We start from the raw sequence: 25,467 nt of genomic DNA on the forward strand, positions 1-25,467 counted from the left end.
CGGTCGTCTGATGTGCGGGGTGGCGGGGTATTTTGGCAAGGGTGTAGCGCCGGCGGACGCGGCAGCGCTGCTGGCTCGCATGACGAGCACGCTCTCCCATCGTGGCCCGGATGACAGCGGCGTCCATATCGATGGCGAAGCCGGGCTGGCGCACCGGCGACTGTCGATCGTCGGTCTTGCCGACGGTCATCAGCCGATGTCGGACCCGTCCGACAATCTGGTGATTTCCTACAATGGCGAGATCTTCAATTATGTCGAGTTGCGCAAGGACCTGATCGCCAGGGGCCGGCGGTTCCGTACGCAGTCGGACACCGAGGTGATCCTCCATCTCTACGACGAAAAGGGCCTGGATTGCCTCGACGATCTCAACGGGGACTTTGCTTTCGCGCTGTGGGATGCCCGTCAGCGCCGGATGGTACTGGTCCGGGATCGCATGGGCGTACGCCCGCTGTTCCACACCCGGCGCGGCGACACGCTGTTCTTCGCTTCCGAGATCAAGGCACTGCTTGCGGTACCGGGCGTCGAAGCCAGCCTCGACCCGTTCGCACTCGATCAGATCTTCACCTTGTGGACACCGCTCGCGCCGCGAACGGCTTTCCGGGGCATTTCGGAACTGCCACCTGGTCATCTGATGAGCGTGCAGGACGGGCGGATCGAACAGCGCGCCTGGTGGCGGCAGACCTATCCCGGTTCCGATGATCGCAGGCCGCGATCCGATGCAGTCGAAGAGCTGCGGGCATTGCTCGACGACGCCACCCGCATTCGTCTGCGTGCCGACGTGCCTGTCGGCGCCTATCTGTCCGGCGGCCTGGATTCTTCCCTGATGTCGGCGCTTGCGGCCCGGGCACAGCCCACCCGGCTCAGGACCTTTTCACTCGGCTTCGACAGCCAGGAACATGATGAGAGCAAATGGCAGGCCCTGATGGCCTCGACGCTCGGCGTCGAGCACACCACTGCGCACTGCTCCGCTGGCGATATTTCGGGCTTGTTCCCTTCCGTCATTCGCCATGTCGAACGACCGATCCTGCGCACCGCACCGGCCCCGCTCGCCAAGCTCGCGTCGCTGGTGCACGACAACGGCATCAAGGCCGTGCTGACCGGCGAAGGGGCGGATGAACTGTTCGCCGGATACGATATTTTCCGCGAGGCGAAGTTGCGCCGTTTTTGCGGCCGCCAGCCCAGCTCGCAGTGCCGGCCGCTGCTGTTCCAGCGGCTCTACCCCTACCTGCCCGGCCTGCAGCGGCAATCGCCGGAATATCTGGCTCGCTTCTTCGGTGCCGGCGACGACCGGATCGACGACCTGCTCTATTCGCATCGGCCGCGCTTCCGTTCGACAAGTGCCGCCAAGCTGTTCTTCTCGCCCGAGCTCAAGCGTGAGCTCGGCGACTATGACGCAACCGCGGAACTGGCTTCCATGCTGCCGCCGGATTTTTCCCGCTGGCACCCGTTGCATCAGGCACAGTATCTGGAAACGACATTCCTGCTTCCGGGCTACATCCTGTCCGCGCAGGGCGATCGGGTCATGATGGCGCACAGTGTTGAGGGACGTTTCCCGTTCCTCGATCCGCGTGTCATCGACTTTGCAGCCAGCCTGTCGCCGAACATGAAGTTGCATGGCCTGCGTGAAAAGTACATTCTCAAACAGGCCGCGAAAGGCCTGGTTCCCGAAGCGATCATCGAACGGCCGAAACAGCCGTATCGCGCCCCGGACAGCCAGGCCTTTGCCGCAACGCCGCCAGGTTACCTAGCAGACACGCTCTCGAAAGACGCTGTTGCCAAGGGTGGCTTCTTCAATGCCGCGGCGGTCGAAAAACTGACGAACAAGGTCTTGCATCAGGAGACGGCCAGCTTCCGCGACGATACCGCTTTTGTCGGCATCGTCTCGACCCAGCTCTGGCTCGACACGTTCTCCAGCAAGACCGATTGATGGGAAACTTGGGGGTAGAAATCATGGCAGACGACACCAAAACGGCGATCCGCGCCTTCATCATCGAGAATTTTCTATTCGGCGACGACAACCATCCATTGCCGGACGATCTGTCGCTGATCGACAACGACCTTGTCGATTCGACCGGCATCCTTGAACTCGTCGGCTACATCGAGAAGGAATTTGGCTTCAAGGTGGAGGATCGCGAGATCGTCCCGGCCAATCTCGACTCGATCGCCCGCATCCTCGCTTACGTCGACAGCAAACAGGCCGCGTAAGGGTAGGCTGCGAAATGCGCCTCGAAGATCATCTTCGCGCACGTGCAGCCGATACAGGCCGTAAGACGGCGCTGGTCTGTGCCGACCGGCGGATAGGTTACGCGGAGCTCGGGCAATCGGCAGAGCGTCTCGCCGCGGCGCTCGCCGGCGCCGGCGTGCGCCGGGGCGATCGTGTCCTGATGTTCATGGACAACGGCGTCGAGGCCGTGCTTTCGATCTTTGCCATATGGATGTCCGGCGCGGTTCTCGTGCCGGTCAATCCGTCGGCCAAGGCGGGACGCATCGCCTTCCTTCTCAACCATTGCCGTCCGGCCGCCGTCATGGCGCAGGGCAGGCTGGCGCCGGTCGTCGCCGAAGCCACGCAGCAGTTTGCGGCACCTCTCCATATCCTGTTGACGGAACCACACGCCGCGCTGCCAGGTGCGGCGACTTTGGCAAGCGCCCTGCTTGCGGAGCCCATGCCGACGATATCCGACGGTCGACGAGAGGACGACCTCGCGGCAATCCTCTACACATCCGGCTCCACCGGCGACCCCAAAGGGGTCATGATGGCGCACACCAATCTCGAGGCGGCTGCGTCCTCCATCGTCTCCTATCTCGAGAACACCGCAGACGACATCATTTTCAGCGTGCTACCGCTGTCCTTCGGCTATGGGTTGACGCAAATGCTGACGACGGTGCTCAGCGGCGCAACACTGGTTCTCGAAAAATCCTTCGCCTTTCCCTATGCGCTCTTCGAGCGCCTGCGCGACGAGCGTGCCACCGGCTTTCCACTAGTGCCCTCCATGGTCGCCATGATGCTGCAGATGAAGGATCTCGACGCGGCCCTTTTTGCCAGCCTGCGTTATGCGACCAGCGCCGCCGCGCCATTGCCCGTCGATCACATTCGCCGGCTAAGAGAATTCCTGCCTGGCATGCGCCTCTATTCGATGTACGGGCAGACCGAATGCATCCGAGCAACTTACCTGCCGCCCGAGCAATTGGACAAGCGCCCTGGTTCTGCCGGCACCGCCATCCCAGGCATGGAGGCCTATGTGGTGGATGAAGCCGGTGAACCGGTCAGGTCCGGCGAAATCGGCGAGTTGGTTGTCAGCGGGCCGAATGTGATGAAAGGGTATTGGGAAGCACCCGAGGCAACCGCCCAGGCGCTTCGCCCGCATCCGCAGACCGGTGCGTTGCGGCTCCATACCGGCGATCTGTTCACCGCCGACACCGATGGCTTCCTCACCTTCGTTGCCCGCCGCGATGACATCATCAAATCGCGCGGCGAAAAGGTGCCACCGAAGGAAGTCGAGACCGTTCTTCACGCCCTGCCCGGTATCGCTGAAGCGCTCGTGGCAGGCGTGCCCGACCCTGTGCTCGGACAGGCCATTAAGGCGTTCGTGGTGTTGGCCGACCCGCAATTGACCGAACGCGACGTACTGCGCCACTGCGCGCGCCATCTCGAAGATTACATGGTTCCCAAGGCGATCGAATTCGTCGACGCCCTGCCGAAGACCGACAGCGGCAAACTCAGCCGCCGGCTGGCAACAGCAATGCACTCCACCAGAAAAGGGCCTGACGTATGACCATCCGCTTTTCGGCCTCGGCACTCGATTTTGACCCGGCGGCGGAGGCCGACCGCATTGCCGCCGCGATCCGCGAAAGCCTGCGCAAGGACCTGCGCCGGCGCGGGCTCGTCCTCGGCCTCTCCGGCGGCATCGATTCCAGCGTCTGCGCCGGACTGGCGGTGCGGGCGCTTGGCCCGGACAACGTCTTCGCATTGCTGATGCCCGAAGCCGATTCCGATCCAGAAAGCCGGAGGCTCGGAACGTTGGTAGCTGACACGTTCGGCATCGAACGGACTGTTGAAGACATGGCACCGATGCTGGCCGCGATGGGGTGCTATGAGCGTCGCGATGCCTTTATCCGCCAGGTCGAACCGGACTATGGCCCAGGCTGGGCGTCCAAGATCGTTTTCGACAATGGCCTGACCACCGGAGGCTACAATCTCTCGTCACTGGTTGTGCGCTCGCCCGATGGCGTCGAAAAGAAGCTGCGGCTGCCGGTAGAGACCTATCTCGGCATCGTCGCCGCCACCAACATGAAACAGCGCACCCGCAAGCAGCTCGAATATTATCATGCCGACCGGTTGAACTATGCCGTGCTCGGCACGCCAAACCTGCTCGAATACGACCAGGGCTTCTTCGTCAAGAACGGCGATGGCGCTGCCGACATCAAGCCGATTGCGCATCTCTACAAGACGCAGGTCTACAAGCTGGCCGAATATCTCGGCGTTCCCGCCGAGATCTGCGCACGGCCACCAACGACGGATACCTATTCGCTGCCGCAGACACAGGAAGAATTCTACTTCGTGCTGCCCTACGACAAGATGGACCTTTGCCTTTATGCGCTGAACCATGCTGTGCCGGCATCGGAAGTCGCTCCGGCGATTGGCCTGACTGCTGATCAGGTCGAGTTCGTCTGGAAAGACATTGCCGCCAAGCGCAAGGCGGCACGCTATCTGCACATGACGCCGCAACTGATCGCCGGTTAGAGCATCTTGTAGCCAAGTGGAAACATTTGGCGTTACAAAAATGCGGCGAAAACAAAACTTAGAGCGGTTCCGGGTTTTCCCGAAACCACACTAACGCCCCAGGCAAGCTCCAAGGCAAGACTGCTCTAGCGATCGACGGCATTTTGCTGGCGATGAGCGGAATTGCACGCGCATCGGCATTGGCGCAATTTTCGCTCTTCAAATGCAGTGAAATGCAGCGCCATTATCCTGCATCGCGCAATACTGTTCCATCAACATGGAAACACCGGACGCGACAGCTTCTCCATTGGTGAGCGGCGACACGTGCATCGTGCCATGTGCCTCACGCAACCGTTCAAATCGGATCGACAATGGATCTTCTCTATCAAACCCACTCCCCTTATGCGCGCAAGGTTCTGGTCTTTGCCCAGGAAGCCGGTCTCGCCGGGCAACTGCGGGTCATTCACCACGAAACCAGCCCGACCAACCGCAACGATGAGGTCTTCGCGGTCAATCCGCTCGGCAAGGTGCCGGTTCTCGTCCTTGCCGATGGTGAGGTGATCTTCGATTCCGTCGTCATCTGCGACTACCTCGAGACGCTCAACAAACAGGCATCGTTGATCCCTGCCAACGGCTCGCCGCGCTGGGCGGCATTGCGCATGCAGGCAGTTGCCCAAGGCATGTGTGAAGCGGGCATCGGCCTGCGCTGGGATACTTCGCGCAGGCCGGAACATCTGCGCTATCCGGCGCTTGCCGAAGGCATGAAGACGAAGCTGGTCGAATCCTATGACTATCTAGAACAGTCGCCCGAACTTGATGAGCCGCTGCATGTCGGCCACATCGCCGTCGCCACCGCACTCGACTGGCTGGCGTTTCGTGACCTGCCGGACTTCGAAGCGGGACGGCCACGGCTGGCGAAATGGTTCAGGCAGTTCCTGAAGCGTCCCTCCATGCAGGCCACACCATATGATGGCGAGACGCATGACTGAATGAAATCCCCCGGGTTGCCGCCGCCTGGGAAACAAGCGGCGCGAGGCCAGGGCAGAAATCCAGGTCTGCATGACCGAGCATTTGAAAAAATGTCACGCAGACGTCTCGTTTAGTCGTTTGACGATCCAATCTCACGGGAAACAGCATGGACCGTCCGTTGGGCAGGCTTTGGCGGCCTGCCTGATCGGTCCAACAGCGATGTGATCCATCATTCGCTTTACCCCGGAGGATACCATGTACGGATTGCTTTGGCGCATCATGAGCAAGGCGCTTGCTGTCACGGTCGTGAGTGCAGCACTGACGGGCCTGTCCATGTCTGCGAACGCGACGGCAGAAACGGCGCCCGTCATCAAGGAAGGAACGGTAGAACTCGGCCCGGTCAGCATCTACTACCTGGATACGGGAGGCGACGGCGAAACGGTTCTGCTGATGCATCCGGCATCCGCCGGCAGCGACGCGTATCGCAAGCATCAGATCGCAGCGTTCGCGGCCGCGGGCTATCGAGTGATTGCTTATGACCGCCCCAATTACGGCAAAACCCGTTATGACCCGGTCGCCTCGCCGCTTCAGGGAACGACGACCGACGATCTCGACGCCCTCACACGCCGTCTGGGCCTCGACCGCTTTCATATCGTGGGCACCGGGGCCGGCGGCTATATCGGAGTGGACTATACCCTGTCCTTCCCAGAGCGGGTGCGCAGTCTGGTGGTCTCCAATGCAGCGATGGACATCATGGACAACGAGACATACGCCGCGATGATCAAGCGCCCGCGGCCCGAGGGTTTTTACAACATGCCGATCGAGTTCCAGGAACTTTCCGCCTCGTTCCGAACCGGCAATCCGGAGGGCGTGAAGACGTGGCTGGATAACTATACCGCGAGCCGCGTCAAGCCGCGTGGGCCCGGTCAGCCTGAGAAGAATGTGGCGACGCTGAAGGGCATAGCGGGCACCAAGGTGCCGATGCTTTTCATCTCCGGCGAGGCCGACAATTATGCCCCGCCGCCGCTCTACCGCGAGGCCGTGAAACACCTGCCGAATGCCGAACTCGTCACGATCCCGGAATCGGCACACGCCTCTTATTGGGAGCGGCCGGATGACTACAACAAGGCTGTGCTCGGTTTCCTGGCAAAACACCGCTGATCGCGGGCGAGACTGACCTGTAGAGCGACCGCCCTCGCTCCCGAATTTCGGGAGCGTTTCCTGGCGGCGGCATCAGAAATACTCTGTACCGGCTCCGGGGGACTGGAAGCTTCGATAGGGACTCGGGATCTTCCGAGGGAGATCCTTCGCTTTCTTCTCCGAACGCCTCAGCATCGCGGTGGCTAGTTCGGTGCGGTTCTGGACGCTGAAGCGCGCGCACAGGGCGGCAACATGTTCTTTCACCGTATGGTGAGAAATTGCCATGCTGCGGGCAATCTCCTTGTTGGTGCGGCCCTGGCAGACAAGCGCAGCAACCTGGGACAATCTCGGCGGCAGGCTCTCCGAGGCATTTTTCCCATCGCCGAAAGCGCGTCGATCGGCATTTTCATCGCCAGTGCGGGGCATCGCCGCAATCTGGCGCAATGCGATCGAAGCCGACCGGCAGATGAAATCCAGCCGCTGCGTGCGCTCGGGATCGGGCATGGTTTCCGCGACATCGGCGACGTAGATCAGACCTGCAAGCTGTGATCCGACGAACACCGGGCCGCACATATTGTCTCGAAAGCCCCAGCGGCGCAAAAGCTCGCCCATGATCTGGACGTTCCAGCGTCTGGACGGAAGGAGAGTGGAACCGGCTGCCGCGCGTCGACGCTCCATGATCATTTCGATCATCGGATCGTGCTGGGCGAGTTCCCTGTGATATTCGTTGAGAAAGCCGCGCGGCGCATTGTGGCTGTAAAGCAGATGTGGAGTGCGATCCCGGATCAGGTAGAGGCCGAGCACCGGGGCATGGATCAGTTCAGCAGCAGCGCGGTGGCAGTTGACGCTCAGATCCTCGAGCGTACCGCTCTCAGCGATCGCCATGACAAAGCTGATCATGTGCGCATCCCGCGCATCGACCAAAGTCATTGTTTCCTCCCGTATCTGCCTCGTGCTTTTTCGCATCGAAGGCAATGAATGCCAGCTTCCCGGGCCGCATCCTGGCAGGATCATAGCGCCGATACTTCCGCGTTCAAGTTTGCCGCCGTTGTTAGCCGACACATCGCCAACCATCCCCCCATGCGGGGGGATTGGGCGAGCCGGAGAGCGTCACCTATCGTCCCGTCAATGGCGAGGCATTGCCACAGCCAGAACGGGAGGATGCAATGAACACAGCGACTGCACGCAAGGGGCAGGCGGATGCCCCTGACGCCGCTTCTTTCCATGAACGGCTGGACGACATCCTACCGGTCATAGAAGCCAGGGCTCAGGAAGCCGAGCAGCTCGGGCGGATGACAGACGAAGTGGTCTCGCTGCTTCGTGCCGGCGGCTTCTATACGATGCTGTTTCCCCGCGAGGTCGGCGGCGCGGAGTTGCGGCCCGTCGAAGTCGTCTCCCTGCTGGAGCGGATCTCCTACACCCATGCCTCTGCCGGCTGGTGCGCCATGGTGAACAACATGGAAGGCACCACCATGGCGATCTACCTCGAGCAGAAAGGCATCGACCATGTTTTTGCCGAGCGCCCCGACATCACCATCGCCGGCAACGGCGTGCCACGGGGTTTCGCGCGGCCTGTTGATGGCGGCTACATGATCAAGGGCAACTGGGCTTACGGAAGTTCGATCTTTCATGCCGAGTTCGTCCATTCCGGCTGCTTCGTGATGGATGCGGCGGGCAAGGAGATGGTGATCCAGGCAAACGGGTCGCCCAAGATCATCGTGGCGCACCATCCCCGCTCGACCATCAAATTGCTTGGCAACTGGGATGTCCTGGGCCTGCGTGCCACGGGGAGCTTCGACTACACGCTCGCCAGCGACGAAGAATTGTTCGTCCCGGACTACATGCTTTACGACTTCGACATGCTGGCGCCACGCCGTGGCGGCGCCCAGGGCAATCTCGGCCTCGCCGGCTACAGTGCATTGGTCCATACCGCCTGGGCTGCAGGCGTTGGCAAGCGCGTCCTCGACGAACTGGCCCAAGTCATCCGGCAGCGCCAGGACCCGTTCGGCAAATCATCGGAAAGCGCCAGCTTCAGGTTCCAGTTCGCCCAGGCCCAGGCGAAGTACAGGGCGGCGCGGGCCCTGGTTTATGAAACCTGGACGGCGATCTCGGACAGCACGGCGCAGGGCAATGCCCCCTCGCTCGACCAGATGACGATGGCCAAGCTGTCGCTGCGCCACATCCACGATGTCATTTCCGATGTCGGCACCTTCGCGCATCGCGCCGCACGCGGCGCCTCCCTGCACCACACCGTCATGCAGCGCTTCTACCGCGACATCCATGCCGGCACCCAGCACATCCTGCTGGCGGACCAGATTGTCGAGGAATGCGGGCGAGCCCTGCTCGGCCTGCCACAGGAGGGAGCGAAATGGACCGTCTTCGGCATCAGCAGCTAAAGGTTCAGCCGATGTGGGGCGGCCCCAGTCAGGAAGGAGATGGCAAAGCTGCAGTGTCACGGCCACTTGAGCTGGTCGCCTTTGTCGGAAGTGCCCGCCGGAGCAAGCCGCATATGCTGGTCGGCGAAGTCTCGGCAACGCTTCGGCAAAAGCATCGTCTCGATGTGAACATGCTCGACCTGTCCGACACTGGCCCGTCGCTGTGCACACTGTCGCGCGGCGAACTCGACAGCCGATCCCTGGCTTTGGTGGAAACGATCGAACGATGCGACGGGCTGATCATCGGTTGCCCCGTCTTCCAGGGCTCCTATCCTGGTCTGTTCAAGCATGTCTTCGATCTCGTCTCGCCGCCGGCCTTGCGCAACAAGCCGGTCCTCATCACCGCGGTCGGCGGCGGGTTGCGGCATTCGCTGGTGGTCGAGCATCAGTTGCGTCCGCTGTTCGGCTTCTTCGAGGCAGCGACCGTATCAACCGCCATCTATGCCTGCGCTGACGAACTGTCGCCGGACAAGGAGCCGGGCGAGCTTCTAAAGGCGCGCATTGCCAATGCCGCACAGCAATTCGCAACGCTCGTCAGCAATCCGATCGCAACGACCATCTGAAAGGAACCCGACGATGGACCAACGGGACACAACCTTCGCGAGGGAGACATACGAGGTCAACGGCACGCGGATCGTCGCGTTGACGGCGGGGAGTGGGCCGACCCTGGTCTTCCTGCACGGTACCGGCACTTTTTCTGGTTTCGACATGGCTCGGCAATGGGCGCGCACGCACCGTGTCATCATCCCATTCCATGCCAATTTCGGCGAGTCCGACGACAATCAGGCAATTGCGACCATCGAGGATCACGCGCTTCACTATATGGAACTGTTCGACTTCCTAGGTCTCGACCAGTTTGCGTTGGCGGGCTTTTCCCTGGGCGGCTGGATCGCTGCGGAATTCGCGATGCGGCAGCCGCAGCGTCTCTCCAGGCTGGTTCTCGCCGCCCCGGCGGGACTGCCGGTGGAACAGGCACCGGCGCCCAATCTGTTCGTCGTCCCGCCACAGGAGGTCCCGGCCTATCTGACGCACGACCCAGCGGTCGTGCTCAGCTATTTCCCCAAACAGTCTGATCCGGGTTTCGAGGCGCAGTTGAACCGCGAAATGCAGGGGCTGGCGCGCGCCCTGGCGCCATCGCCTCAAGGCAATCCGCGGCTCGCGCAATGGATGCATCGCATCCGTATGCCGACGCTGCTTCTGTGGGGCGAACATGACCGACTGATGCCGGTGGCCCAGGCCCCGCACTGGCAGAAACGGCTGCCGAACTGCCGGCTGGAATATGTGTCGGGCGCCGGCCATCTGCTGTTCGAAGAGCGGCCGGACTGTGCGCGGCTCGTCACCGAATTTCTTGCCAACTGAACCAATTCTACCGGAGGATAAAATGACACCCATGCTGGGAGGCATCACCACCACGTCCGAAGCCCTGAACGGCGCCGTCTGGAACATCCTCGGACAAACCTATACGCTGAAGCAACTCTCGCAGCACTCCATGGCCTGGCATGCGAAGTTTCCGCCCGGCACGTTCGTGCCACCCCACGTCCACCCCACCCAGGACGAGTTCGTCTACGTGCTGAGCGGGCAATACACCATCTGGCTGGACGGCCATGAGCAGTTGGCCAATCCCGGCGACCTGGTCCGCATGCCGCAAGGCATAGCGCACGGTATTTTCAACAAGGGCGAGGAAACGGCGACGAGCCTGTTCTGGGTCGCGCCGACGCGCGGTCTCGAGGAGTTGTTCAAACGCATTCATGGGGTTCCCGACCCTCAGGAAGTCGTGCGTATCGCCGCCGAACACGAAGTCGACTTCCTGCCACCGCCCGCAGAATGACCGGAGTGGAAAAGGCCCGGTTAATCCGGGCCTTTGTTCGGTCGGCTGGTTGCCTCGGGAGAAGCTATCTGTTGTAAACCGCGTTCCTGATATCGGTCGGAAACGCGCCCGACATGCCTTCGAACGCAGTATTGGTCAAAGCAACGACGGTCAGCTTTTTCACGGGGTCGATGAACCAGCTATGGCCGTAGGCGCCGCCCCACTGCATCGTTCCCTTTGATTGAGGCGAGTGCGCGAGTTCAGGATCGTCGAGAACCGCCCAGCCGTAGCCGAAGCCCCAGCCGGGTCCTTGGGTTTGCGCGTGCATGCCGACTTGATCCTTGACCATCTCGGCAACGGTTGGACGCGACAGGATGACGCCTCCACCCGTCCGGATGGTTTCTAGAAAGCGCAGCACATCGGAGGCAGTGCCAAGCATACCGGCTCCACCCGAGGGATAAGACGCAGGATTCAGCGCGCGGCCTGGGGCAAAGCGTGCGGCACTCTGCAAGATCGGCACGACGATGCCATCGGTCATGCGAACAGGCTCGGGTCTCCCGTCCGAATACGGCGTCGCCAGCCGACCTGGATCTGATGGCACGAACCCCGAATTCTCCAGTCGCAGCGGGTCGAGGATCTCCTCCTTGACGACGTCGGAGAGAGGCTTGCCCGACGCTTTGGCGATGACCCCGCCAAGCACATCGAGGCCGAGCGAATACCGCCAGTTCGTGCCCGGGCGAAACAGCAGGGGTGCTTTCACGAGACGGTCGAGATTTTCCTGCAGGCTCAACCCTGGCTGATCGAGCCCATCCGAGATGTCGAGCTGGTCATAGGGCCCGCCGGGAGCTTCGACAAAGCGATAGCTTAACCCCGAAGTATGGGTGAGCAGCTGGCGGATTGTGATGATCGGCACGCTGCCATCCTCGAGACGAGGCCGGAAATCAGGCAGCCATCGCGTGACCGGATCATCCAGCGAAATCTGGCCGCGTTCCACGAAGCGCATCAATGTCGCGGAGACGATGGGCTTTGTAATCGACGCCAGCCGGAACTCTGTGTCGTCCTTCATCGGAATGGCCGCTTCGCGGTCCGATAGCCCCGCGGCACGGTGATAGATCACCTCGCCGTCCTGGGCGACCAGAACAACAGTGCCGACAATCCGCTTTTCGGCTATCGCGCGATCGATGACCGCGTCGAGACGGTCGCTGAGGCGAACCTCCTGCGCCGCAACTGGAGTGACAGAAAGAGCAATACCGGCAAGAGCGCCCAGAACGTTGTTTTTCACTGTGGTTTCACCATATAAGGAATGATCGCTCCATAATTAACGGGGCGCGCAAACAATTCAAGAGTGATCGTTGTGATAAATGAGTCTGCCCAGACGCACCGTCCGAGAGGTCGTCCTCGCGCTTTCGATCGCGCCGAAGCGCTCGAACGCGCCGGGCTCACATTCTGGAAGCTTGGCTATGAGGGCGCATCCATCGCCGATCTGACCAAGGCGATGGGGATAACGCCGCAAAGTCTCTATGCGGCATTCTCCAGCAAGGCTGATCTCTACAGGGAAGCTCTGGGCTGGTATCAGTCGAAGATCGGCCGTTTCGCGATCGCGACGCTCGAAGAGCCCGATGTGATCATTGCCCTGGAGCGATTGTTGACGGAGGCGGCGGTTGAATACTCCGCCCCCGGCAGGCCCCATGGCTGCATGATATCGACGGCCGTGCTCAACTGCGCCGAAGAAAACCAGCCCATAGCCGAGATGGTCGAAGATCGGCGCAACACCACGCTCAATGCCCTGCAAGGTCGCATCGCGCGCGGCATCGTGGAAGGGCAACTGCCGCCCGAAACGGATGCAAGAGCTCTTGCCCGTTTTGTCGGAGCAATCATTCAGGGCATGTCGGTCCAGGCACGTGACGGCGCTTCCGCGAGCGAACTGCAGGCAATCGCCTCGATTGCCCTTTCCCGGATACGCGGCCTGAACACGAAATAGCAGTTGCTCGCGAAAGACGCCGAGCCACCGACGCGAAACTCAGACCGGCAACAGCCGCCGATGCCGGCGCGCAAATTCGACAAAGGCCTTGAGCTTCGGCGGCGTCAGCCGCCGGCTCGGATAATAGAGGTGGAGTGGCTCGAACGCAGGACAATAGCGATCGAGCAGCTTCACGAGCGGCCCCTCCTTCAGGTGACGGGTCGCGAGCCCCTCGACGGCATAGGTGATACCGAGCCCATGGACGGCAGCCTGTAACATCAAAGGCAGCGTATTCGCCGACAAGCCTTATTACACCGAGACCCATCGCGGTCTGATCCCCACCTGGCGCAACGAAGCCGATCCCGCCTTCTGGCGTGGCTGGTTGACCTTCGACGCCTTTGTAGCCGCGCCTCGGCTCACTCAGCCGCTTCCGATGGCACAGCGAAGCAGCGGCCATCCCACGGGGCGCTCACAAATTTTATGCCGCGGTCACGGGGTCCAAGCAGGAGTTGTGGCTCGGCAATGTTTCGCAGTTTGACTTCTACGATCGGGATGTGCCCGTGACGATAGCCGCGGATGCCGTGGCAACGCACTTTCGAGATGTGCTGACGAAACGATAGCCGAAGGTTCTCGTCCAACAGTCCTTTTCTCCGACGCTCGGGATGAGTTACCGTCTCGGCAGCAACCGGCGCAGCTTGATTGCCATCGCCTTGTGGCAGGGATTGGGGACAACATGGGCGCCTGGGGAGCTGGTATCTTCGACGATGACATCGCGTGCGATGTGCGCGACGAGTTCTCGGACCTGTTGGCGGAAGGCTATTCGGCACAACAGGCAACGACGCTGCTCGAAGAGCGCTGGATGCCTGCCAGCGATGCGATCGACCTCGAGCCAGTGTTCTGGATCGCACTGGCGGCGAGCCGATACAGGCTTGGTCAGCTCAGTCCGGACGTGCGCGACAAGGCCATTGCAATCATCGACTCCGGGCGAGACTTGCATCGTTTTTTCGATGAACCGAAAGTGCAAGTCGCACGGGCGAAAACCCTGGAAAAACTGAAGCGCGATCTGCTTGGACCGCCGCGTCCAGTGCGCCGCCCCAAACCACGGCAGCGTTTCTTTACGACGTGGAAGCTGGGGCAGGTGTTCTGCTACCGGCTCGCCAGTGGCCGTACCTGCCTGTTCCGCGTTGTTGATTTTCACGAGAGCAAGAGTGGCCGATCCGCCGAGTTCGAAGTTTTGGCGGCAGGCAAAAGTCCGTTCGCCATCGCCTTTGCAAGGGGACTGCGCGACAACGAGGGCAAGCCGCATCTGATCGTCGTCGTGGAAGGCGCGCTGGAATCGAACCCGCGTATCTCGGTCACCAATCTCGGGAAGTCCTTCCTCGCGCCGCTGATGCTGAAGTTGCGGCGCAACCGGGAAAGGCGCGAGTTCCCGCGCGGCAGTTTCATGGTTGTCGACAAGCTGGACTTGAACCTGCAGTTCCTGTTCGGCTTGGACTAGCTGTCGGCCTTGGAGCCGCTCTTTCGGACTGCGTCCCAACAAGCTCAATCATCCGCCTCGAAACGGCTGCGCGGTCTGCTGGCGGGTCATCCTTCCATTGCGTTCCATTCCTGCCGGCTTTGCGCGATCTCGTCCCGTCACGAACCATCACATACGAAACGAAATCGGTGGTGCAATTTTGATCGTTAATGCTTGACTCAATCAAAACGATCATTATCAATCATGAACAGGAGGACGAAATGGAAGGCTCTCGAACGCGGTTTCCCCATGAGCGGCATCAGCAGATGCTCGATCTCATCGTTGAGTTGAAGCGCGTCGGCACGACGGAGCTAGCTTCCCGTCTGGGCATTTCACTTGCCACCATTCGTCGCGACCTGGCGGTGCTGGAACAGGCGGGCCTGGTTTCACGCACGCATGGTGGCGTCGTGGCGCGGGGTGTGGGCGAGAGCATTACCGAACCACTTTTCCTCGAAAAGCTGCGCGTTCATCAAAATCTCAAACAGCGCATCGGCGTGGCCGCAGCCGCTACGGTCGAAAACAAGAAGGTGGTCATCCTCGATTCCGGCACCACGGCGCTGGCCGTAGCCCGGGCTCTCGCAGGGCGTCCGCTGACCATCGTGACGATGGACCTGAAGGTGGCGGAAGCGGCGGCGAGCGGCGACACCGAAGTGCATCTTGTCGGCGGCCGCGTCCGCAACGGCTATTTCAGCATTGTCGGAACATGGGTGGCCGACGCCTTGAAAGACATCCGCGCCGATACGTTTTTCCTGGCGGCAGACGCCATCGACGAGACCGGCATCACCAATTCCACACAGGACGAGGCGCAGACGAAGCGCATCGCCATCGCCCAGGCGGAGCGAACGGTCCTCATCGCCGACCACAGCAAGCTCAACACCCGCAGTTTCACCGCAGTGTGCTCGCTGGAGGCCGTCAATCTCTTCATCACCGATACCGATGCCGAACCGCTGCTCGCTCCCTATCGCGGCCGGTTCGGCGCCATCCAGACGGTGTGACGTCTCGTCACCCGCAACGCAGAAAGGCAATACCAGAAATGAGCAAATTCAACGCGCTGTTCGGAGGCAAGAAGCCGATCATCGCCATGGTGCACCTGAACCCGCTGCCCGGCACGCCGCTCTATGATGCCGAGGCTGGCATTGACGGCATCGTGGAGGCGGCGCGTCGCGACCTCAGGGCGCTTCAGGCTGCCGATGTCGACGCCGTGATGTTCGGCAACGAGAACGATCGCCCCTATGAACTCAAGGTCGATGTCGCGTCGACCGCGACCATGGCCTATGTCATCGGCCAGTTGCGCTCGGAGATCGAAAAGCCGTTCGGCGTCAACGTGCTGTGGGATCCGATCAGCACCGTCGCGCTTGCCGCTGCCACAGGCGCCTCTTTCGTGCGCGAAATCTTCACCGGCACCTATGCATCCGACATGGGCCCGTGGGAGCCAAACGCCGGCGCTGCGATGCGCTATCGCAACAGGCTCGATCGCTCCGATCTGGTGATGCTCTATAACGTGTCGGCCGAATTCGCCGACTCTCTTGACCGCCGCGCGCTCGCCGACCGCGCGCGCTCGGCGGTCTTCTCTTCCATCCCCGACGCCGTGCTCGTCTCCGGGGCGATCACCGGCGAAGCTGCGGAAATGACCGCGTTGGAATCGGTGAAGGCGGTGCTGTCGAACACACCCGTGCTCGCCAATACCGGCGTGCGCCACAACACCGTCGCCGACATTCTCAAGATCGCGGACGGTTGCATCGTCGGTTCCTCACTGAAGGTCGACGGCGACACCTGGAAGGCTGTCGATCCGGCGCGGGCCAAGGAGTTCATGCACATCGTGAAGGCCGCACGCGGCAACTAGGGCGCGTAACGCGCCCGGGACGCAGCGAGGCGCATGGGGAGGAAACATGAACGCCAGGCAAGACACGACGAACAGTTACCTGAAGAGCCTCGCTGTTCTGACGGCGCTGATCTTTGCGGTGCTGGCTGTCGCCTCCCCGAGCTTCCTGACCGCGACCAATCTGAATTCGATGGGCTTCCAATTCCCCGAATTCGGATTGCTGGCGCTGGCGGTGCTGCCGACGATGATATCAGGCGGCATCGATCTTTCCGTCGTCGCCACCGCGAACCTCGCAGCCATCACAGCCGCGGTCATCATGAAAGCCGCACCTGAACTGGCCTGGCTGGCCATCCCCGCAGCACTTGCCGTGGGTACGGCTTGCGGGGCCTTCAACGGCTTCCTGATTGCCTATCTGCGCTTGCCGCCGATCCTGGCCACCCTCGGCACGATGCAGCTGTTTGCCGGCTTCGGCATCGCGATCACCCGCGGTCCCGCGATCACCGGCCTGCCGGACTGGTACACGGCCTTTGGCAACTGGTCGGTTGGCGGCGTCCTGCCCCTGCCGCTGCTGCTCTTCGCTTTGGTCGCCCTGGCGCTTTCGATCATCCTGAAACGGACTCCGCTGGGGCTGCGGCTGCGGCTGTTCGGCGCCAATCCTGTTGCCGCGAGGTTCGCTGGCATCCGTGAACGCGGCCTGCTGATCCGTATTTATGCCGTTACCGGTTTCATCGCCGCACTCGCCGGGCTTGTCGTGCTGGCGCGCGTCAATTCAGCCAATGCCGACTACGGTTCCTCCTATCTCCTGCTGGTGATCCTCATCAACATCCTGGCCGGTGTCAGTCCGGCCGGTGGTTTCGGCACCGTCACCGGTGTGGTGCTGGCGGTGATCAGCCTGCAATTCATTTCCAGTGGCTTGAACAGCCTCTCCTTCAGCGCCTTCTCGCGCGACCTCTTCTTCGGTGGCTTGCTGGTCGCCGTGATGTCGCTGCGCGCCGCTGCCGGGTCGGTCGGTTTTGCCACGCTCTTCCAACGAAAGGTCAAGTCTTCATGAAGGCGCGTCTCCGCTCCCTGCTCGAATCCCTGATGCGAACTCCCGGCCTATCGGGCCACGAGGATCGCGTCCGCCGCCTCATCGCGCGCGAGCTTGCCGACCTGCCACTCAAACTGCACACCGACACGCTCGGCAATCTCATCGCCACGCTCGAAGGCGATAAGGCAGCCCCTTCGGTGATGCTGTTTGCTCATATCGATCAGCTGGGCTTCGTCGTTCGCAAGATCGAAGCCAACGGCCTGGTCCGCATCGAACGCCTCGGCGGCATTCCGGAAAAGGCGTTGCCGGCGCAGGCCGTTCTTTTCTGTGTTGGCGAAGGCAAGGACGTGCATGGCGTCATCGCCAACAAGAGCCATCATGCCACACCGGCCGAGGAGAAATACAAGGTCACGCCTTACGCCGAACTGTTCATCGATGTCGGCGTCGAAAGCGCGGATGCCGTGCGCGCGCTGGGCATCGAGATCGGCACGCCGGTGGTCTACGATCCACGCGTCATCCATCTGAACGAGAACCGCCTGATCGGCACCTCCGTCGACGATCGCGCCGGCTGTGCCGTCGTGGTGGAAGTCGCCCGTCAGCTTGCCGACAGCGCAGTACGGCCGACCGTGCATTTCGTCTTCGCTGTCCTGGAAGAATTCAACCTGCGCGGCGCAATGGTCGCGGCACAGGCGATCAAACCCGATATCGCGATCCAGCTCGATCTCGCGCTCAACTCCGACACGCCCGACATGGCCCATCGCGGCGAGGTCGAACTAGGCAACGGACCGGCCATGGCACTCTATTCCTTCCATGGTCGCGGCACGCTGAACGGAACGATCCCGCATCCTGCGCTGCCTCGTCTGTTCGACGAGACGGCCAGGAGCGAGAGCATCAATCTGCAGCGCACGGCGCATACCGGCGCGCTCACCGACTCTTCCTACGTGCAACTGGTCGGCGAAGGCGTTGCCTGCATCGATCTGTGTTTCCCATGCCGCTACACCCACACGGCGCTCGAGATGTGCGACCTGCGCGACCTCGAAGGCCTGACGAAACTGCTCGTCGCGGCTATCGGCCGTATCGATTCCAAGTTCAGCCTCGATCGCGATCTCTACACCTGATGCCGCACTATCTCGGAATCGATATCGGGACATATGAGTCCAAGGGCGTCCTCGTCGACGGTCATGGCGCCATCGTCGCGACCGCGACGCGGCCGCACAAGATGCTCGTGCCGCAACCAGGCTGGGCCGAGCATGATGCCGTGCGCGACTGGTGGGTCGAATTCTGCTCCATCAGCAAGGAACTGATCGCAATCAGTGGCATTGCTGCTTCCGATATCCGCGCGGTCGGCACCAGCGGCATCGGCCCATGCATGCTGCCGGTCGACGCGGACGGCGAGCCGCTGATGAACGCCGTCCTCTACGGCGTCGACACCAGGGCGGCGCTGGAGATTGAAGAACTCACTGAGGAGATCGGCCTCGAAGAGCTTGTCCGCTCGGGCGGCAACGCGCTAACCTCGCAGTCGGTCGGACCCAAGATCCTGTGGCTGAAGAAGAACCGGCCCGATCTTTACGCACGCACGCACAAGGTCCTCAACTCATCGTCGTTCCTCATTCACCGGCTGACCGGCCGCTACGTGATCGATCACTATTCGGCCTGCAGCTCCAGTCCGCTTTACGATGCGCGCACGCATCGGTGGAGCGATCGCTATGCCGAGCGCATCATCGCGCCCGAACGGCTCCCGGACCTGCTGTGGACGACCGACATCGCCGGAACGGTGAACCAGGCCGCCGCTGACGCAACGGGCCTTGCGATTGGAACGCCTGTTACCGCGGGCACGATCGACGCGGCTTCCGAAGCCGTCAGTGTCGGCGTGCTTGGTACCGGCGAGATGATGATGATGTACGGTTCAACCATGTTCATCATCCTCGTCACCGACAGCCGGGTCGAGGATTCGCGGCTGTGGTATTCGCCCTGGCTGTTCGAAGGACAGCACGCCTGCATGTCGGGCACGTCGACCAGCGGCACGCTGACACGGTGGTTCCAGGAGCAGTTCGCGCGCGAACTCGACCCTCGATCCGCGCTGCGACTGCTCGCCGAGGAAGCCGAGACCTCACCGGTCGGCGCCAACGGCGTCCTCGTCCTTCCCTATTTTTCGGGCGAGCGCACGCCGGTTCATGATCCGCGCGCCAAGGGCATGGTGTTCGGCCTCGACCTCACGCACAGGCGCGCAGACGTCTATCGCGGTCTGCTCGAAGGCATAGCCTACGGCGTCAACGACATCATCGAGACGTACCAGAACGCCGGCGCGCCCTTGCAGCGCATTGCCGCGGTCGGTGGCGGCACCAAGAACCGTGTCTGGTCGCAGGCGATCTCTGATGTCACAGGCTGGCGACAGTCGGTGTGCAGCAAGACCATCGGCGCTGCCTTCGGCAATGCCTTCCTCGGCGCCGTCGCCATTGGCGATGCACGGCGTGGCGATATCCAGAACTGGAATCCAGTTGAGCGCGAAATCACGCCGGACGCGCGCAACCGGTCTGTCTACGCATCCGGCTATCAAACCTATCGGGAGCTCTACGCACGGACGAAAGATCTGATGTCGGGGCTCGGCAGGTAGGAGGCAGGCCGCGCAACGGCGGCGACGAGTAAACAAAAAACGAGTGGTGGAGGACTTATGACAATCAACTTCAAAAAGGCTGCAATGGGAGCGGCGTTGGGCGCCGTGTTGCTCGGAGGCGCCATCGTGGCTTCCAATGCACAGGACGCCAAGCATACGATCGTTACGGTGGTGAAACTTTCGGGCATCGCCTGGTTCAACCGCATGGAAGAAGGCGTCAAGCAATACGCCGCCGAAACAGGGCAGAATGCCTCGCAGGTCGGCCCGGCATCGGCCGACGCGGCACTCCAGGTGCAGATGATCGAGGACTTGATCGCCAAGAAGGTCGACGCCATCACCGTAGTGCCGAACTCGCCGGAGGCGCTCGAACCCGTCCTCGCCAAGGCACTCGGCCAGGGCATCAAGATTGTCGGCCATGAGGCATCGAGCCTGAAGAACGTCACCTATGACGTCGAGGCCTTCAACAACGCCGCCTACGGCGAGCATCTGATGGAAGCTCTCGCCAAGGCGATGGGCGGTGAAGGCGAATACGCCGTTTTCGTCGGCAATCTGAGCGCCAAGACCCACAATGAATGGGTGGATGCCGCGATCGCCTACCAGAAGGCCAAATACCCCAACATGAAACTGGTCGCCGACAAGATCGAAAGCACCGAACAGCAGCAGGTTGCCTATCAGAAGACCAAGGAATTGCTGCGTACCTATCCGAACCTGAAGGGCATCCAGGGATCGGCAGGGGAAGACGTCGTCGGCGCAGCCCTCGCGGTCGAGGAAGCTGGCCTGACCGGCAAGGTCTCGATCGTCGGTACCAGCCTCGTTTCGGTTGCCGGCCCCTATCTGGAAAGCGGCGAGATCAACATGATCTCCTTCTGGGATCCGGCCAAGGCAGGCATTGCCATGAACAAGGTCGCGGCGATGGCGATCGAGGGCAAGGAGATCACCGACGGCATGGACCTCGGCGTCGAGGGCTACAACAAGGTCCGTCTCGACGGGAAGGTGATCTATGGCCAGGCCTGGGTCGACGTGACCAAGGCCAACATGGGCGAATACAAGTTCTGATCTTTCGGCTCCCATGACGCCAATTACCGCCGGGCTTCACGCCCGGCGGCCTGGCGGAGACCCGCATGACAATAGAAGCAGAAGACAAACCAGCCGCGCTTGAGATGCGGGCCATTCGCAAGGCGTATGGCCCGGTACGTGTCCTGGCGGATGTGAACCTTTCACTCGCCAAGGGAGAGGTGCGTTGCCTCGCCGGCGAGAACGGCTCCGGCAAATCAACACTGATCAAGATCCTCTCGGGCGTGGTCGGCGCTGACGCCGGCACCGTGACCATCGCGGGCAGGACGCTGGGCAATGACGCCAAGGCAGCGATCGCCGCCGGACTTTCCGTGATCTATCAGGATTTCTCGCTGTTTCCGAACCTCACGGTCTGGGAAAACATCGGATTTCTGGCCGCCGTGACGGCCGGAGACAGGTTGCATAAACGCGGCGCGCGGCGCTCGCTTGCTATCCAGACGCTGAAGCGCATGCGTGTCGAAATCGATCCGGACATGCCGGTCGAGCGCTTGCCCGTCGCCTCCAAGCAGTTGGTGGCAATCGCCCGGGCGCTTGCGAACGACGCGCGCATCATCGTGATGGACGAACCGACAACGGCACTCACACGCAGCGAGGTTGCGCGCCTGCTGGAGATCGTCGGCTCGCTGCGGGATGAAGGCGTCGCGTTCCTGTTCGTCAGTCACAAGATAGAGGAAGTCTTCGCGATCTGCGACAGCATCACCGTTCTGCGCGACGGCCGCGTCGTGGTTGAAGGACCGATACAGGAATTCAACTCCGCCAGCCTCGTCGAAGCGATGACCGGGCGATCGATCGACAGCCAACGCCTGCCGCGCGCCCAGGTCGAGCCGGCCGCGCCGTTTCTCTTCGCCAGGAACCTCGGGCGGCGCGGCGAATACACCAAGGTGGACATCGACCTCAGACCCGGCGAGATCGTTTCGGTCGTGGGCTTGCTGGGTTCTGGCCGTACGGAGCTGGCGCTGACATTGTTCGGTGCCCTGGCGCCGGACGAGGGACGCATCGAGATCGAGGGCCGGCCGGTAACCTTCGCCAGCGAAAGCGACGCCATCGACCACCGCATAGCCTATGTGCCGGAAGATCGGCTGACCGAGGGGCTCTTCCTCAGCCAGCCCATCCGCGACAACATCGTCGTTTCAAGCCTGGAGAAGAACCTGCGCGCCGGTTTCATTGACGCCCGCGCTCTGGTTCAACGGGCCAGTGACGCCGTCAAGGCCCTGCGCATCAAGACGCCAGGCATCACGCCTCCGGTCGCGACGCTCTCCGGTGGCAACCAGCAGCGCGTGGTGCTGGCGCGCTGGATGGAGCGCAATCCCAAGCTGATGATCCTCAATGGTCCAACGGTTGGTGTCGATGTCGGCTCCAAGCGCGAGATCCATGAATTGCTGGTTGCGCTGAGCCGCTCCGGCACCGCCGTCATGGTCGTGACCGACGACATCAGCGAAGCGATCGCGCTGTCCGATACGATCCTGGTGATGGTGCGAGGGCAGATCACCGGACGTTTCGACGCCAACGATGTCGACGAGGATCAGCTCTACAACGAAGTCATCAAGGAGGGCGGGATATGAGCAAGCCTCTTTCGCGGGTTCTGGCGACGCCGCAGGGCGTTGTACTCATCACGGCGCTCGTGTTTGCACTGGTGCTCGGCCTCGTCAATCCTGCCTTCTTTTCACCTGCAACCCTGATCGACCTGCTGCGAAATTCGCTGGTCACCGGCATTTTCGCGCTTGGCGTGATGATGGTGCTGGCGTCTGGCGGGATCGATGTCTCCTGCACAGCGATCGGCGCCTTCGCCATGTACGCGACGATGAAGATTGTTCTGGGCGTCGACGTCGATATGCCGATCATCGGTTTCTTCGCCATCAGTGCGTTGATTGGTGCTGGGCTCGGCCTGTTCAACGGTTTGCTCATCGGCATGCTCGGCCTGCCGACGCTGATCGTGACCCTCGGCACGCTTGGCCTCTACCGCGGCATACTTCTCACCTTCCTCGGCACGACCTACATCACCACCGTGCCGCGCGAGATCATCAGTTTCTCCCGCCAGGTTCTGGTTCGCATGGAGAATGCCGCCGGGCAGATGGTTTCGCTGCCGTACTCATTCCTGGTGTTGGTCGGCGTCGCCATAGCCGTCGCCATCCTCATCAACTTCACGCTGTTCGGACGCAAGATCTACGCGATCGGTGGTTCCGAGGAAGCAGCCGAGCGCATCGGCATCAGGATCAAGCACGTGAAGGTCATGATCTATGTTCTGGCCGGCGCCATCGCCGGCCTGGCCGGCATGACCCATGTGACGCTGTCGCGCATGGCCAACCCTTTCGATCTCGTTGGCATGGAGCTCAACGTGATCGCAGCGGTGGTCCTCGGCGGTGCCCGCATCACCGGCGGCTACGGCACCGTGACCGGTACCCTGCTTGGCGTCTTCGTCATCACCATGATCAACACCAGCCTGCTGATGGCTGGCGTCCCGTCCTATTGGCAGAAGGTCGTCATCGGTGGCTTGATCATCGTCGGCACCGGCCTGCCGATCGTCATCGAACGTCTGTCCCGTCACCGCGAGCGTCTCTCGCGGCCCCTCAGCGCCTGATCCCGGAGGAAGCAGCGATGAAGAAGATTCTCAACGACCCCGCCGACTATGTCGACGAAATGCTGGAGGGCATGATTGCAGCCCATCCGGAATATTACGCGCAACCGGTGCGCCGGGTGATTGCCCGCGCGGCCGGCGCGACCGAAGGCAAGGTCGGTATCGTTACCGGCGGCGGTTCAGGTCACCTGCCGGTCTTCACCGGTTATGTCGGCAAGGGCCTGCTCGACGCATGCGCGATCGGCAACGTCTTTGCCAGCCCCTCCGCCGAGCAGATGGCTGAGGCCATCCGTCTGGCTGACAGCGGTGCCGGCGTGTTGCGGTTGTACGGCAACTATGGCGGCGACGTCATGAATTTCGATATGGCCGGCGAGATGGTCGAGCTCGAACACGACATCCGCACCACCACCGTGCTGTTAGCCGACGATGTCGTTTCAGCGCCGAAGGATGAAGCCGCCAAGCGCCGCGGCGTCGCCGGCATGGTCTATGCGTTCAAGGTGGCTGGCGCGCATGCCGAAGCCGGAGCCGACCTCGACGATGTGACGCGTGTTGCGCAGAAGGCAGCCGACGCCTGCCGCTCGATCGGCATGGCGCTGACCCCCTGCACCATTCCGCAAGTCGGCAAACCGACTTTCGAGATCGGCGATGGTGAGATGGAAATGGGCATGGGCATCCATGGCGAGCCGGGTATCTGGCGCGCCGCGATCAGGACGGCTGACGTCATTGCGGACGAGATGATCGACCGTCTGGTCGATGACCAGCCGCTCGCCGCCGGCGACCGTATCTCGATCCTCGTCAATTCGCTCGGCGCGACGCCGGCTGAAGAACTCTACATTCTTTATCGCCATGCCAGGCAACGTCTTGATGCTCTGGGCGTCGAGATCGTCATGCCGCTGGTCGGCCGCTATGCAACCTCGATGGAAATGACGGGCGCCACGATCACCATCATCAAGCTGGATGACGAGCTCGAACGCCTGCTGAGGGCACCGGCTGACTGTGCCTTCTGGCGCGTCTAGAATATCTCCAGCCAATTGTGACCGCTCCGGGAGTTTCCATGACGATTGACAGCAAGGTGCTCAGCTCGGCTCTGCAGCGTGTCGCGATAGCCGCGGCGGCCGCCTCGGCCGAGCTTTGCGCTGCCGACGGCGCCCTTGGCGACGGCGATCTCGGCATCACCGTTTCAGAAGGGTTTGCCGAGGCCGCGAAGGCAGCGTTACCGGACGATTTCGGTCTGGCGCTGCTGGAGGTCGCCAAGGCGTTCCAGCGCGTTTCCTCCTCGTCTTATGGCACTCTGGTGGCGACCGGTTTTATGGCCGCGGCCAAGGCGACCAAAGGCAGGACCGCGATAGAGCCAGGAGAGATACCGGCCTTGGTCGCTGCCGCACGCGACGCCATGATGGCGCGAGGCAAGGGTGCGCTTGGCGACAAGACCGTGCTCGACAGTCTGGACGCCACCGTTAAGGCGATCGATGGCGTGGCTTCCGGCGATATGATCGAGAAGGCCGCAGAGGCTGCACGGGACACCGTAGAGACCTTCAAAGGCCAGCCGAACAAACTCGGCCGCGCGCGCATGTTCGCCGACAAGAGCATCGGCCTCGCCGATCCCGGCCAGCTCGCGCTTCAACGCATTGTGGAAGGCCTCTGAGCTCCAGAGCGATCCAGGGAAGGTGCGTAGCGGTTTTCCTGGCATTGCCCGGATCGATTTAGACAGAACCAGAACACTTTGTAGCCAAGCGGGATCGCTTGGCTACAAAATGCAGCAAAAACAAAACTTAGAACGTTTTCGCGTTTCCGTGAAAAACGGA

At 61.8% G+C, this 25,467-nt stretch carries 25 protein-coding genes; 22 read left to right on the forward strand and 3 right to left on the reverse strand.

Annotation, left to right across the window (positions count from 1 at the left end):
- Positions 1 to 10 precede the first annotated feature (10 nt).
- The 6 genes from asnB (at position 11) to AC3WTO_RS20400 (ending at position 6,850) form a co-directional block, all read left to right on the forward strand.
- The gene (gene asnB / locus AC3WTO_RS20375; protein WP_492462710.1) at positions 11 to 1,927 is read left to right on the forward strand and encodes an asparagine synthase (glutamine-hydrolyzing); all 1,917 of its coding nucleotides are present in this window, start codon (positions 11 to 13) and stop codon (positions 1,925 to 1,927) included.
- A 23-nt stretch (positions 1,928 to 1,950) separates the two neighbouring features.
- Positions 1,951 to 2,205, forward strand: a complete 255-nt coding sequence (locus AC3WTO_RS20380; RefSeq protein WP_492462711.1) for an acyl carrier protein — start codon at positions 1,951 to 1,953, stop codon at positions 2,203 to 2,205.
- A gap of 14 nt (positions 2,206 to 2,219) precedes the next feature.
- A complete protein-coding gene (locus tag AC3WTO_RS20385; protein WP_492462712.1) occupies positions 2,220 to 3,773 on the forward strand; it encodes a class I adenylate-forming enzyme family protein in 1,554 nt (517 codons plus the stop codon).
- The gene (gene nadE / locus AC3WTO_RS20390; RefSeq protein ID WP_492462713.1) at positions 3,770 to 4,741 is read left to right on the forward strand and encodes an NAD(+) synthase; all 972 of its coding nucleotides are present in this window, start codon (positions 3,770 to 3,772) and stop codon (positions 4,739 to 4,741) included. The genes AC3WTO_RS20385 and nadE overlap by 4 nt, the downstream gene beginning before the upstream one ends.
- A 350-nt stretch (positions 4,742 to 5,091) precedes the next feature.
- The gene (locus AC3WTO_RS20395; protein WP_492462714.1) at positions 5,092 to 5,709 is read left to right on the forward strand and encodes a glutathione S-transferase family protein; all 618 of its coding nucleotides are present in this window, start codon (positions 5,092 to 5,094) and stop codon (positions 5,707 to 5,709) included.
- Between the two features lie 235 nt (positions 5,710 to 5,944).
- A complete protein-coding gene (locus tag AC3WTO_RS20400) occupies positions 5,945 to 6,850 on the forward strand; it encodes an alpha/beta fold hydrolase (protein ID WP_492462715.1) in 906 nt (301 codons plus the stop codon).
- Between the two features lie 72 nt (positions 6,851 to 6,922).
- On the opposite strand, the gene AC3WTO_RS20405 is transcribed toward AC3WTO_RS20400, so the two are convergent.
- A complete protein-coding gene (locus tag AC3WTO_RS20405) occupies positions 6,923 to 7,903 on the reverse strand; it encodes a helix-turn-helix transcriptional regulator (RefSeq protein WP_492462716.1) in 981 nt (326 codons plus the stop codon).
- Between the two features lie 92 nt (positions 7,904 to 7,995).
- On the opposite strand from AC3WTO_RS20405, the gene AC3WTO_RS20410 reads away from it, so the two are divergent.
- The 4 genes from AC3WTO_RS20410 to AC3WTO_RS20425 are packed head-to-tail and all read left to right on the forward strand — an operon-like array spanning position 7,996 to position 11,092.
- Positions 7,996 to 9,225 (forward strand): acyl-CoA dehydrogenase family protein, encoded by a 1,230-nt coding sequence (locus tag AC3WTO_RS20410; RefSeq protein WP_492462717.1) that lies wholly within the window; start codon positions 7,996 to 7,998, stop codon positions 9,223 to 9,225.
- A 53-nt stretch (positions 9,226 to 9,278) separates the two neighbouring features.
- Positions 9,279 to 9,827, forward strand: a complete 549-nt coding sequence (locus tag AC3WTO_RS20415; protein WP_492462718.1) for an NAD(P)H-dependent oxidoreductase — start codon at positions 9,279 to 9,281, stop codon at positions 9,825 to 9,827.
- Between the two features lie 13 nt (positions 9,828 to 9,840).
- On the forward strand, positions 9,841 to 10,623 hold the full coding sequence (locus tag AC3WTO_RS20420; protein WP_492462719.1) for an alpha/beta fold hydrolase: 783 nt from the start codon (positions 9,841 to 9,843) through the stop codon (positions 10,621 to 10,623).
- 22 nt (positions 10,624 to 10,645) lie between these two features.
- Positions 10,646 to 11,092: a cupin domain-containing protein gene (locus AC3WTO_RS20425; protein WP_492462720.1), complete on the forward strand. Its 447-nt coding sequence runs from the start codon at positions 10,646 to 10,648 to the stop codon at positions 11,090 to 11,092.
- Positions 11,093 to 11,156: 64 nt separating this feature from the next.
- Here AC3WTO_RS20425 and AC3WTO_RS20430 read toward each other — a convergent pair whose 3' ends face one another.
- Positions 11,157 to 12,320, reverse strand: a complete 1,164-nt coding sequence (locus AC3WTO_RS20430; protein ID WP_492462775.1) for a serine hydrolase domain-containing protein — start codon at positions 12,318 to 12,320, stop codon at positions 11,157 to 11,159.
- Positions 12,321 to 12,416: 96 nt separating this feature from the next.
- Between AC3WTO_RS20430 and AC3WTO_RS20435 the strand changes: the two genes are divergently transcribed.
- On the forward strand, positions 12,417 to 13,052 hold the full coding sequence (locus tag AC3WTO_RS20435) for a TetR/AcrR family transcriptional regulator (protein WP_492462721.1): 636 nt from the start codon (positions 12,417 to 12,419) through the stop codon (positions 13,050 to 13,052).
- Positions 13,053 to 13,091: 39 nt separating this feature from the next.
- Here AC3WTO_RS20435 and AC3WTO_RS20440 read toward each other — a convergent pair whose 3' ends face one another.
- The gene (locus tag AC3WTO_RS20440; protein WP_492462722.1) at positions 13,092 to 13,334 is read right to left on the reverse strand and encodes a LysR substrate-binding domain-containing protein; all 243 of its coding nucleotides are present in this window, start codon (positions 13,332 to 13,334) and stop codon (positions 13,092 to 13,094) included.
- Positions 13,335 to 13,812: 478 nt separating this feature from the next.
- On the opposite strand from AC3WTO_RS20440, the gene AC3WTO_RS20445 reads away from it, so the two are divergent.
- From AC3WTO_RS20445 to AC3WTO_RS20495, 11 genes are all read left to right on the forward strand, one after another.
- Positions 13,813 to 14,529 (forward strand): hypothetical protein, encoded by a 717-nt coding sequence (locus tag AC3WTO_RS20445; RefSeq protein ID WP_492462723.1) that lies wholly within the window; start codon positions 13,813 to 13,815, stop codon positions 14,527 to 14,529.
- Between the two features lie 239 nt (positions 14,530 to 14,768).
- Positions 14,769 to 15,542: a DeoR/GlpR family DNA-binding transcription regulator gene (locus AC3WTO_RS20450; RefSeq protein ID WP_492462724.1), complete on the forward strand. Its 774-nt coding sequence runs from the start codon at positions 14,769 to 14,771 to the stop codon at positions 15,540 to 15,542.
- Positions 15,543 to 15,580: 38 nt separating this feature from the next.
- Entirely contained in the window at positions 15,581 to 16,390 is an 810-nt protein-coding gene (locus tag AC3WTO_RS20455; RefSeq protein WP_492462725.1) for a BtpA/SgcQ family protein, read from the forward strand.
- A 46-nt stretch (positions 16,391 to 16,436) separates the two neighbouring features.
- Positions 16,437 to 17,420: an ABC transporter permease gene (locus tag AC3WTO_RS20460; RefSeq protein WP_492462726.1), complete on the forward strand. Its 984-nt coding sequence runs from the start codon at positions 16,437 to 16,439 to the stop codon at positions 17,418 to 17,420.
- Positions 17,417 to 18,517 (forward strand): M42 family metallopeptidase, encoded by a 1,101-nt coding sequence (locus AC3WTO_RS20465; RefSeq protein ID WP_492462727.1) that lies wholly within the window; start codon positions 17,417 to 17,419, stop codon positions 18,515 to 18,517. Before AC3WTO_RS20460 ends, AC3WTO_RS20465 begins: the two co-directional genes overlap by 4 nt.
- Entirely contained in the window at positions 18,517 to 20,013 is a 1,497-nt protein-coding gene (locus AC3WTO_RS20470) for an FGGY-family carbohydrate kinase (protein ID WP_492462728.1), read from the forward strand. Before AC3WTO_RS20465 ends, AC3WTO_RS20470 begins: the two co-directional genes overlap by 1 nt.
- A 57-nt stretch (positions 20,014 to 20,070) precedes the next feature.
- The gene (locus tag AC3WTO_RS20475; RefSeq protein ID WP_492462729.1) at positions 20,071 to 21,069 is read left to right on the forward strand and encodes an autoinducer 2 ABC transporter substrate-binding protein; all 999 of its coding nucleotides are present in this window, start codon (positions 20,071 to 20,073) and stop codon (positions 21,067 to 21,069) included.
- A gap of 65 nt (positions 21,070 to 21,134) precedes the next feature.
- Positions 21,135 to 22,649, forward strand: a complete 1,515-nt coding sequence (locus AC3WTO_RS20480; RefSeq protein ID WP_492462730.1) for a sugar ABC transporter ATP-binding protein — start codon at positions 21,135 to 21,137, stop codon at positions 22,647 to 22,649.
- Entirely contained in the window at positions 22,646 to 23,665 is a 1,020-nt protein-coding gene (locus AC3WTO_RS20485) for an ABC transporter permease (RefSeq protein WP_492462731.1), read from the forward strand. Before AC3WTO_RS20480 ends, AC3WTO_RS20485 begins: the two co-directional genes overlap by 4 nt.
- A gap of 17 nt (positions 23,666 to 23,682) precedes the next feature.
- Positions 23,683 to 24,678, forward strand: a complete 996-nt coding sequence (locus AC3WTO_RS20490; protein ID WP_492462732.1) for a dihydroxyacetone kinase subunit DhaK — start codon at positions 23,683 to 23,685, stop codon at positions 24,676 to 24,678.
- Positions 24,679 to 24,716: 38 nt separating this feature from the next.
- A complete protein-coding gene (locus AC3WTO_RS20495) occupies positions 24,717 to 25,307 on the forward strand; it encodes a dihydroxyacetone kinase subunit L (protein WP_492462733.1) in 591 nt (196 codons plus the stop codon).
- Positions 25,308 to 25,467: the final 160 nt, after the last annotated feature.

It is taken from the genome of Mesorhizobium sp. EU05-FHT14A09 (assembly GCF_058790995.1).

What these genes read in the sequence shown, in the direction of transcription:
- AC3WTO_RS20490 (WP_492462732.1), top strand. Translation starts at nt 23,683, where the DNA reads ATGAAGAAGATTCTCAACGACCCCGCCGACTATGTCGACGAAATGCTG.
- AC3WTO_RS20405 (WP_492462716.1), bottom strand. Translation starts at nt 7,903, where the DNA reads ATGGTTGGCGATGTGTCGGCTAACAACGGCGGCAAACTTGAACGCGGA.
- AC3WTO_RS20455 (WP_492462725.1), top strand. Translation starts at nt 15,581, where the DNA reads ATGAGCAAATTCAACGCGCTGTTCGGAGGCAAGAAGCCGATCATCGCC.
- AC3WTO_RS20485 (WP_492462731.1), top strand. Translation starts at nt 22,646, where the DNA reads ATGAGCAAGCCTCTTTCGCGGGTTCTGGCGACGCCGCAGGGCGTTGTA.
- AC3WTO_RS20395 (WP_492462714.1), top strand. Translation starts at nt 5,092, where the DNA reads ATGGATCTTCTCTATCAAACCCACTCCCCTTATGCGCGCAAGGTTCTG.
- AC3WTO_RS20420 (WP_492462719.1), top strand. Translation starts at nt 9,841, where the DNA reads ATGGACCAACGGGACACAACCTTCGCGAGGGAGACATACGAGGTCAAC.
- AC3WTO_RS20380 (WP_492462711.1), top strand. Translation starts at nt 1,951, where the DNA reads ATGGCAGACGACACCAAAACGGCGATCCGCGCCTTCATCATCGAGAAT.
- AC3WTO_RS20465 (WP_492462727.1), top strand. Translation starts at nt 17,417, where the DNA reads ATGAAGGCGCGTCTCCGCTCCCTGCTCGAATCCCTGATGCGAACTCCC.
- AC3WTO_RS20400 (WP_492462715.1), top strand. Translation starts at nt 5,945, where the DNA reads ATGTACGGATTGCTTTGGCGCATCATGAGCAAGGCGCTTGCTGTCACG.
- AC3WTO_RS20495 (WP_492462733.1), top strand. Translation starts at nt 24,717, where the DNA reads ATGACGATTGACAGCAAGGTGCTCAGCTCGGCTCTGCAGCGTGTCGCG.
- asnB (WP_492462710.1), top strand. Translation starts at nt 11, where the DNA reads ATGTGCGGGGTGGCGGGGTATTTTGGCAAGGGTGTAGCGCCGGCGGAC.
- nadE (WP_492462713.1), top strand. Translation starts at nt 3,770, where the DNA reads ATGACCATCCGCTTTTCGGCCTCGGCACTCGATTTTGACCCGGCGGCG.
- AC3WTO_RS20385 (WP_492462712.1), top strand. Translation starts at nt 2,220, where the DNA reads ATGCGCCTCGAAGATCATCTTCGCGCACGTGCAGCCGATACAGGCCGT.
- AC3WTO_RS20470 (WP_492462728.1), top strand. Translation starts at nt 18,517, where the DNA reads ATGCCGCACTATCTCGGAATCGATATCGGGACATATGAGTCCAAGGGC.
- AC3WTO_RS20450 (WP_492462724.1), top strand. Translation starts at nt 14,769, where the DNA reads ATGGAAGGCTCTCGAACGCGGTTTCCCCATGAGCGGCATCAGCAGATG.
- AC3WTO_RS20480 (WP_492462730.1), top strand. Translation starts at nt 21,135, where the DNA reads ATGACAATAGAAGCAGAAGACAAACCAGCCGCGCTTGAGATGCGGGCC.
- AC3WTO_RS20475 (WP_492462729.1), top strand. Translation starts at nt 20,071, where the DNA reads ATGACAATCAACTTCAAAAAGGCTGCAATGGGAGCGGCGTTGGGCGCC.
- AC3WTO_RS20460 (WP_492462726.1), top strand. Translation starts at nt 16,437, where the DNA reads ATGAACGCCAGGCAAGACACGACGAACAGTTACCTGAAGAGCCTCGCT.
- AC3WTO_RS20425 (WP_492462720.1), top strand. Translation starts at nt 10,646, where the DNA reads ATGACACCCATGCTGGGAGGCATCACCACCACGTCCGAAGCCCTGAAC.
- AC3WTO_RS20410 (WP_492462717.1), top strand. Translation starts at nt 7,996, where the DNA reads ATGAACACAGCGACTGCACGCAAGGGGCAGGCGGATGCCCCTGACGCC.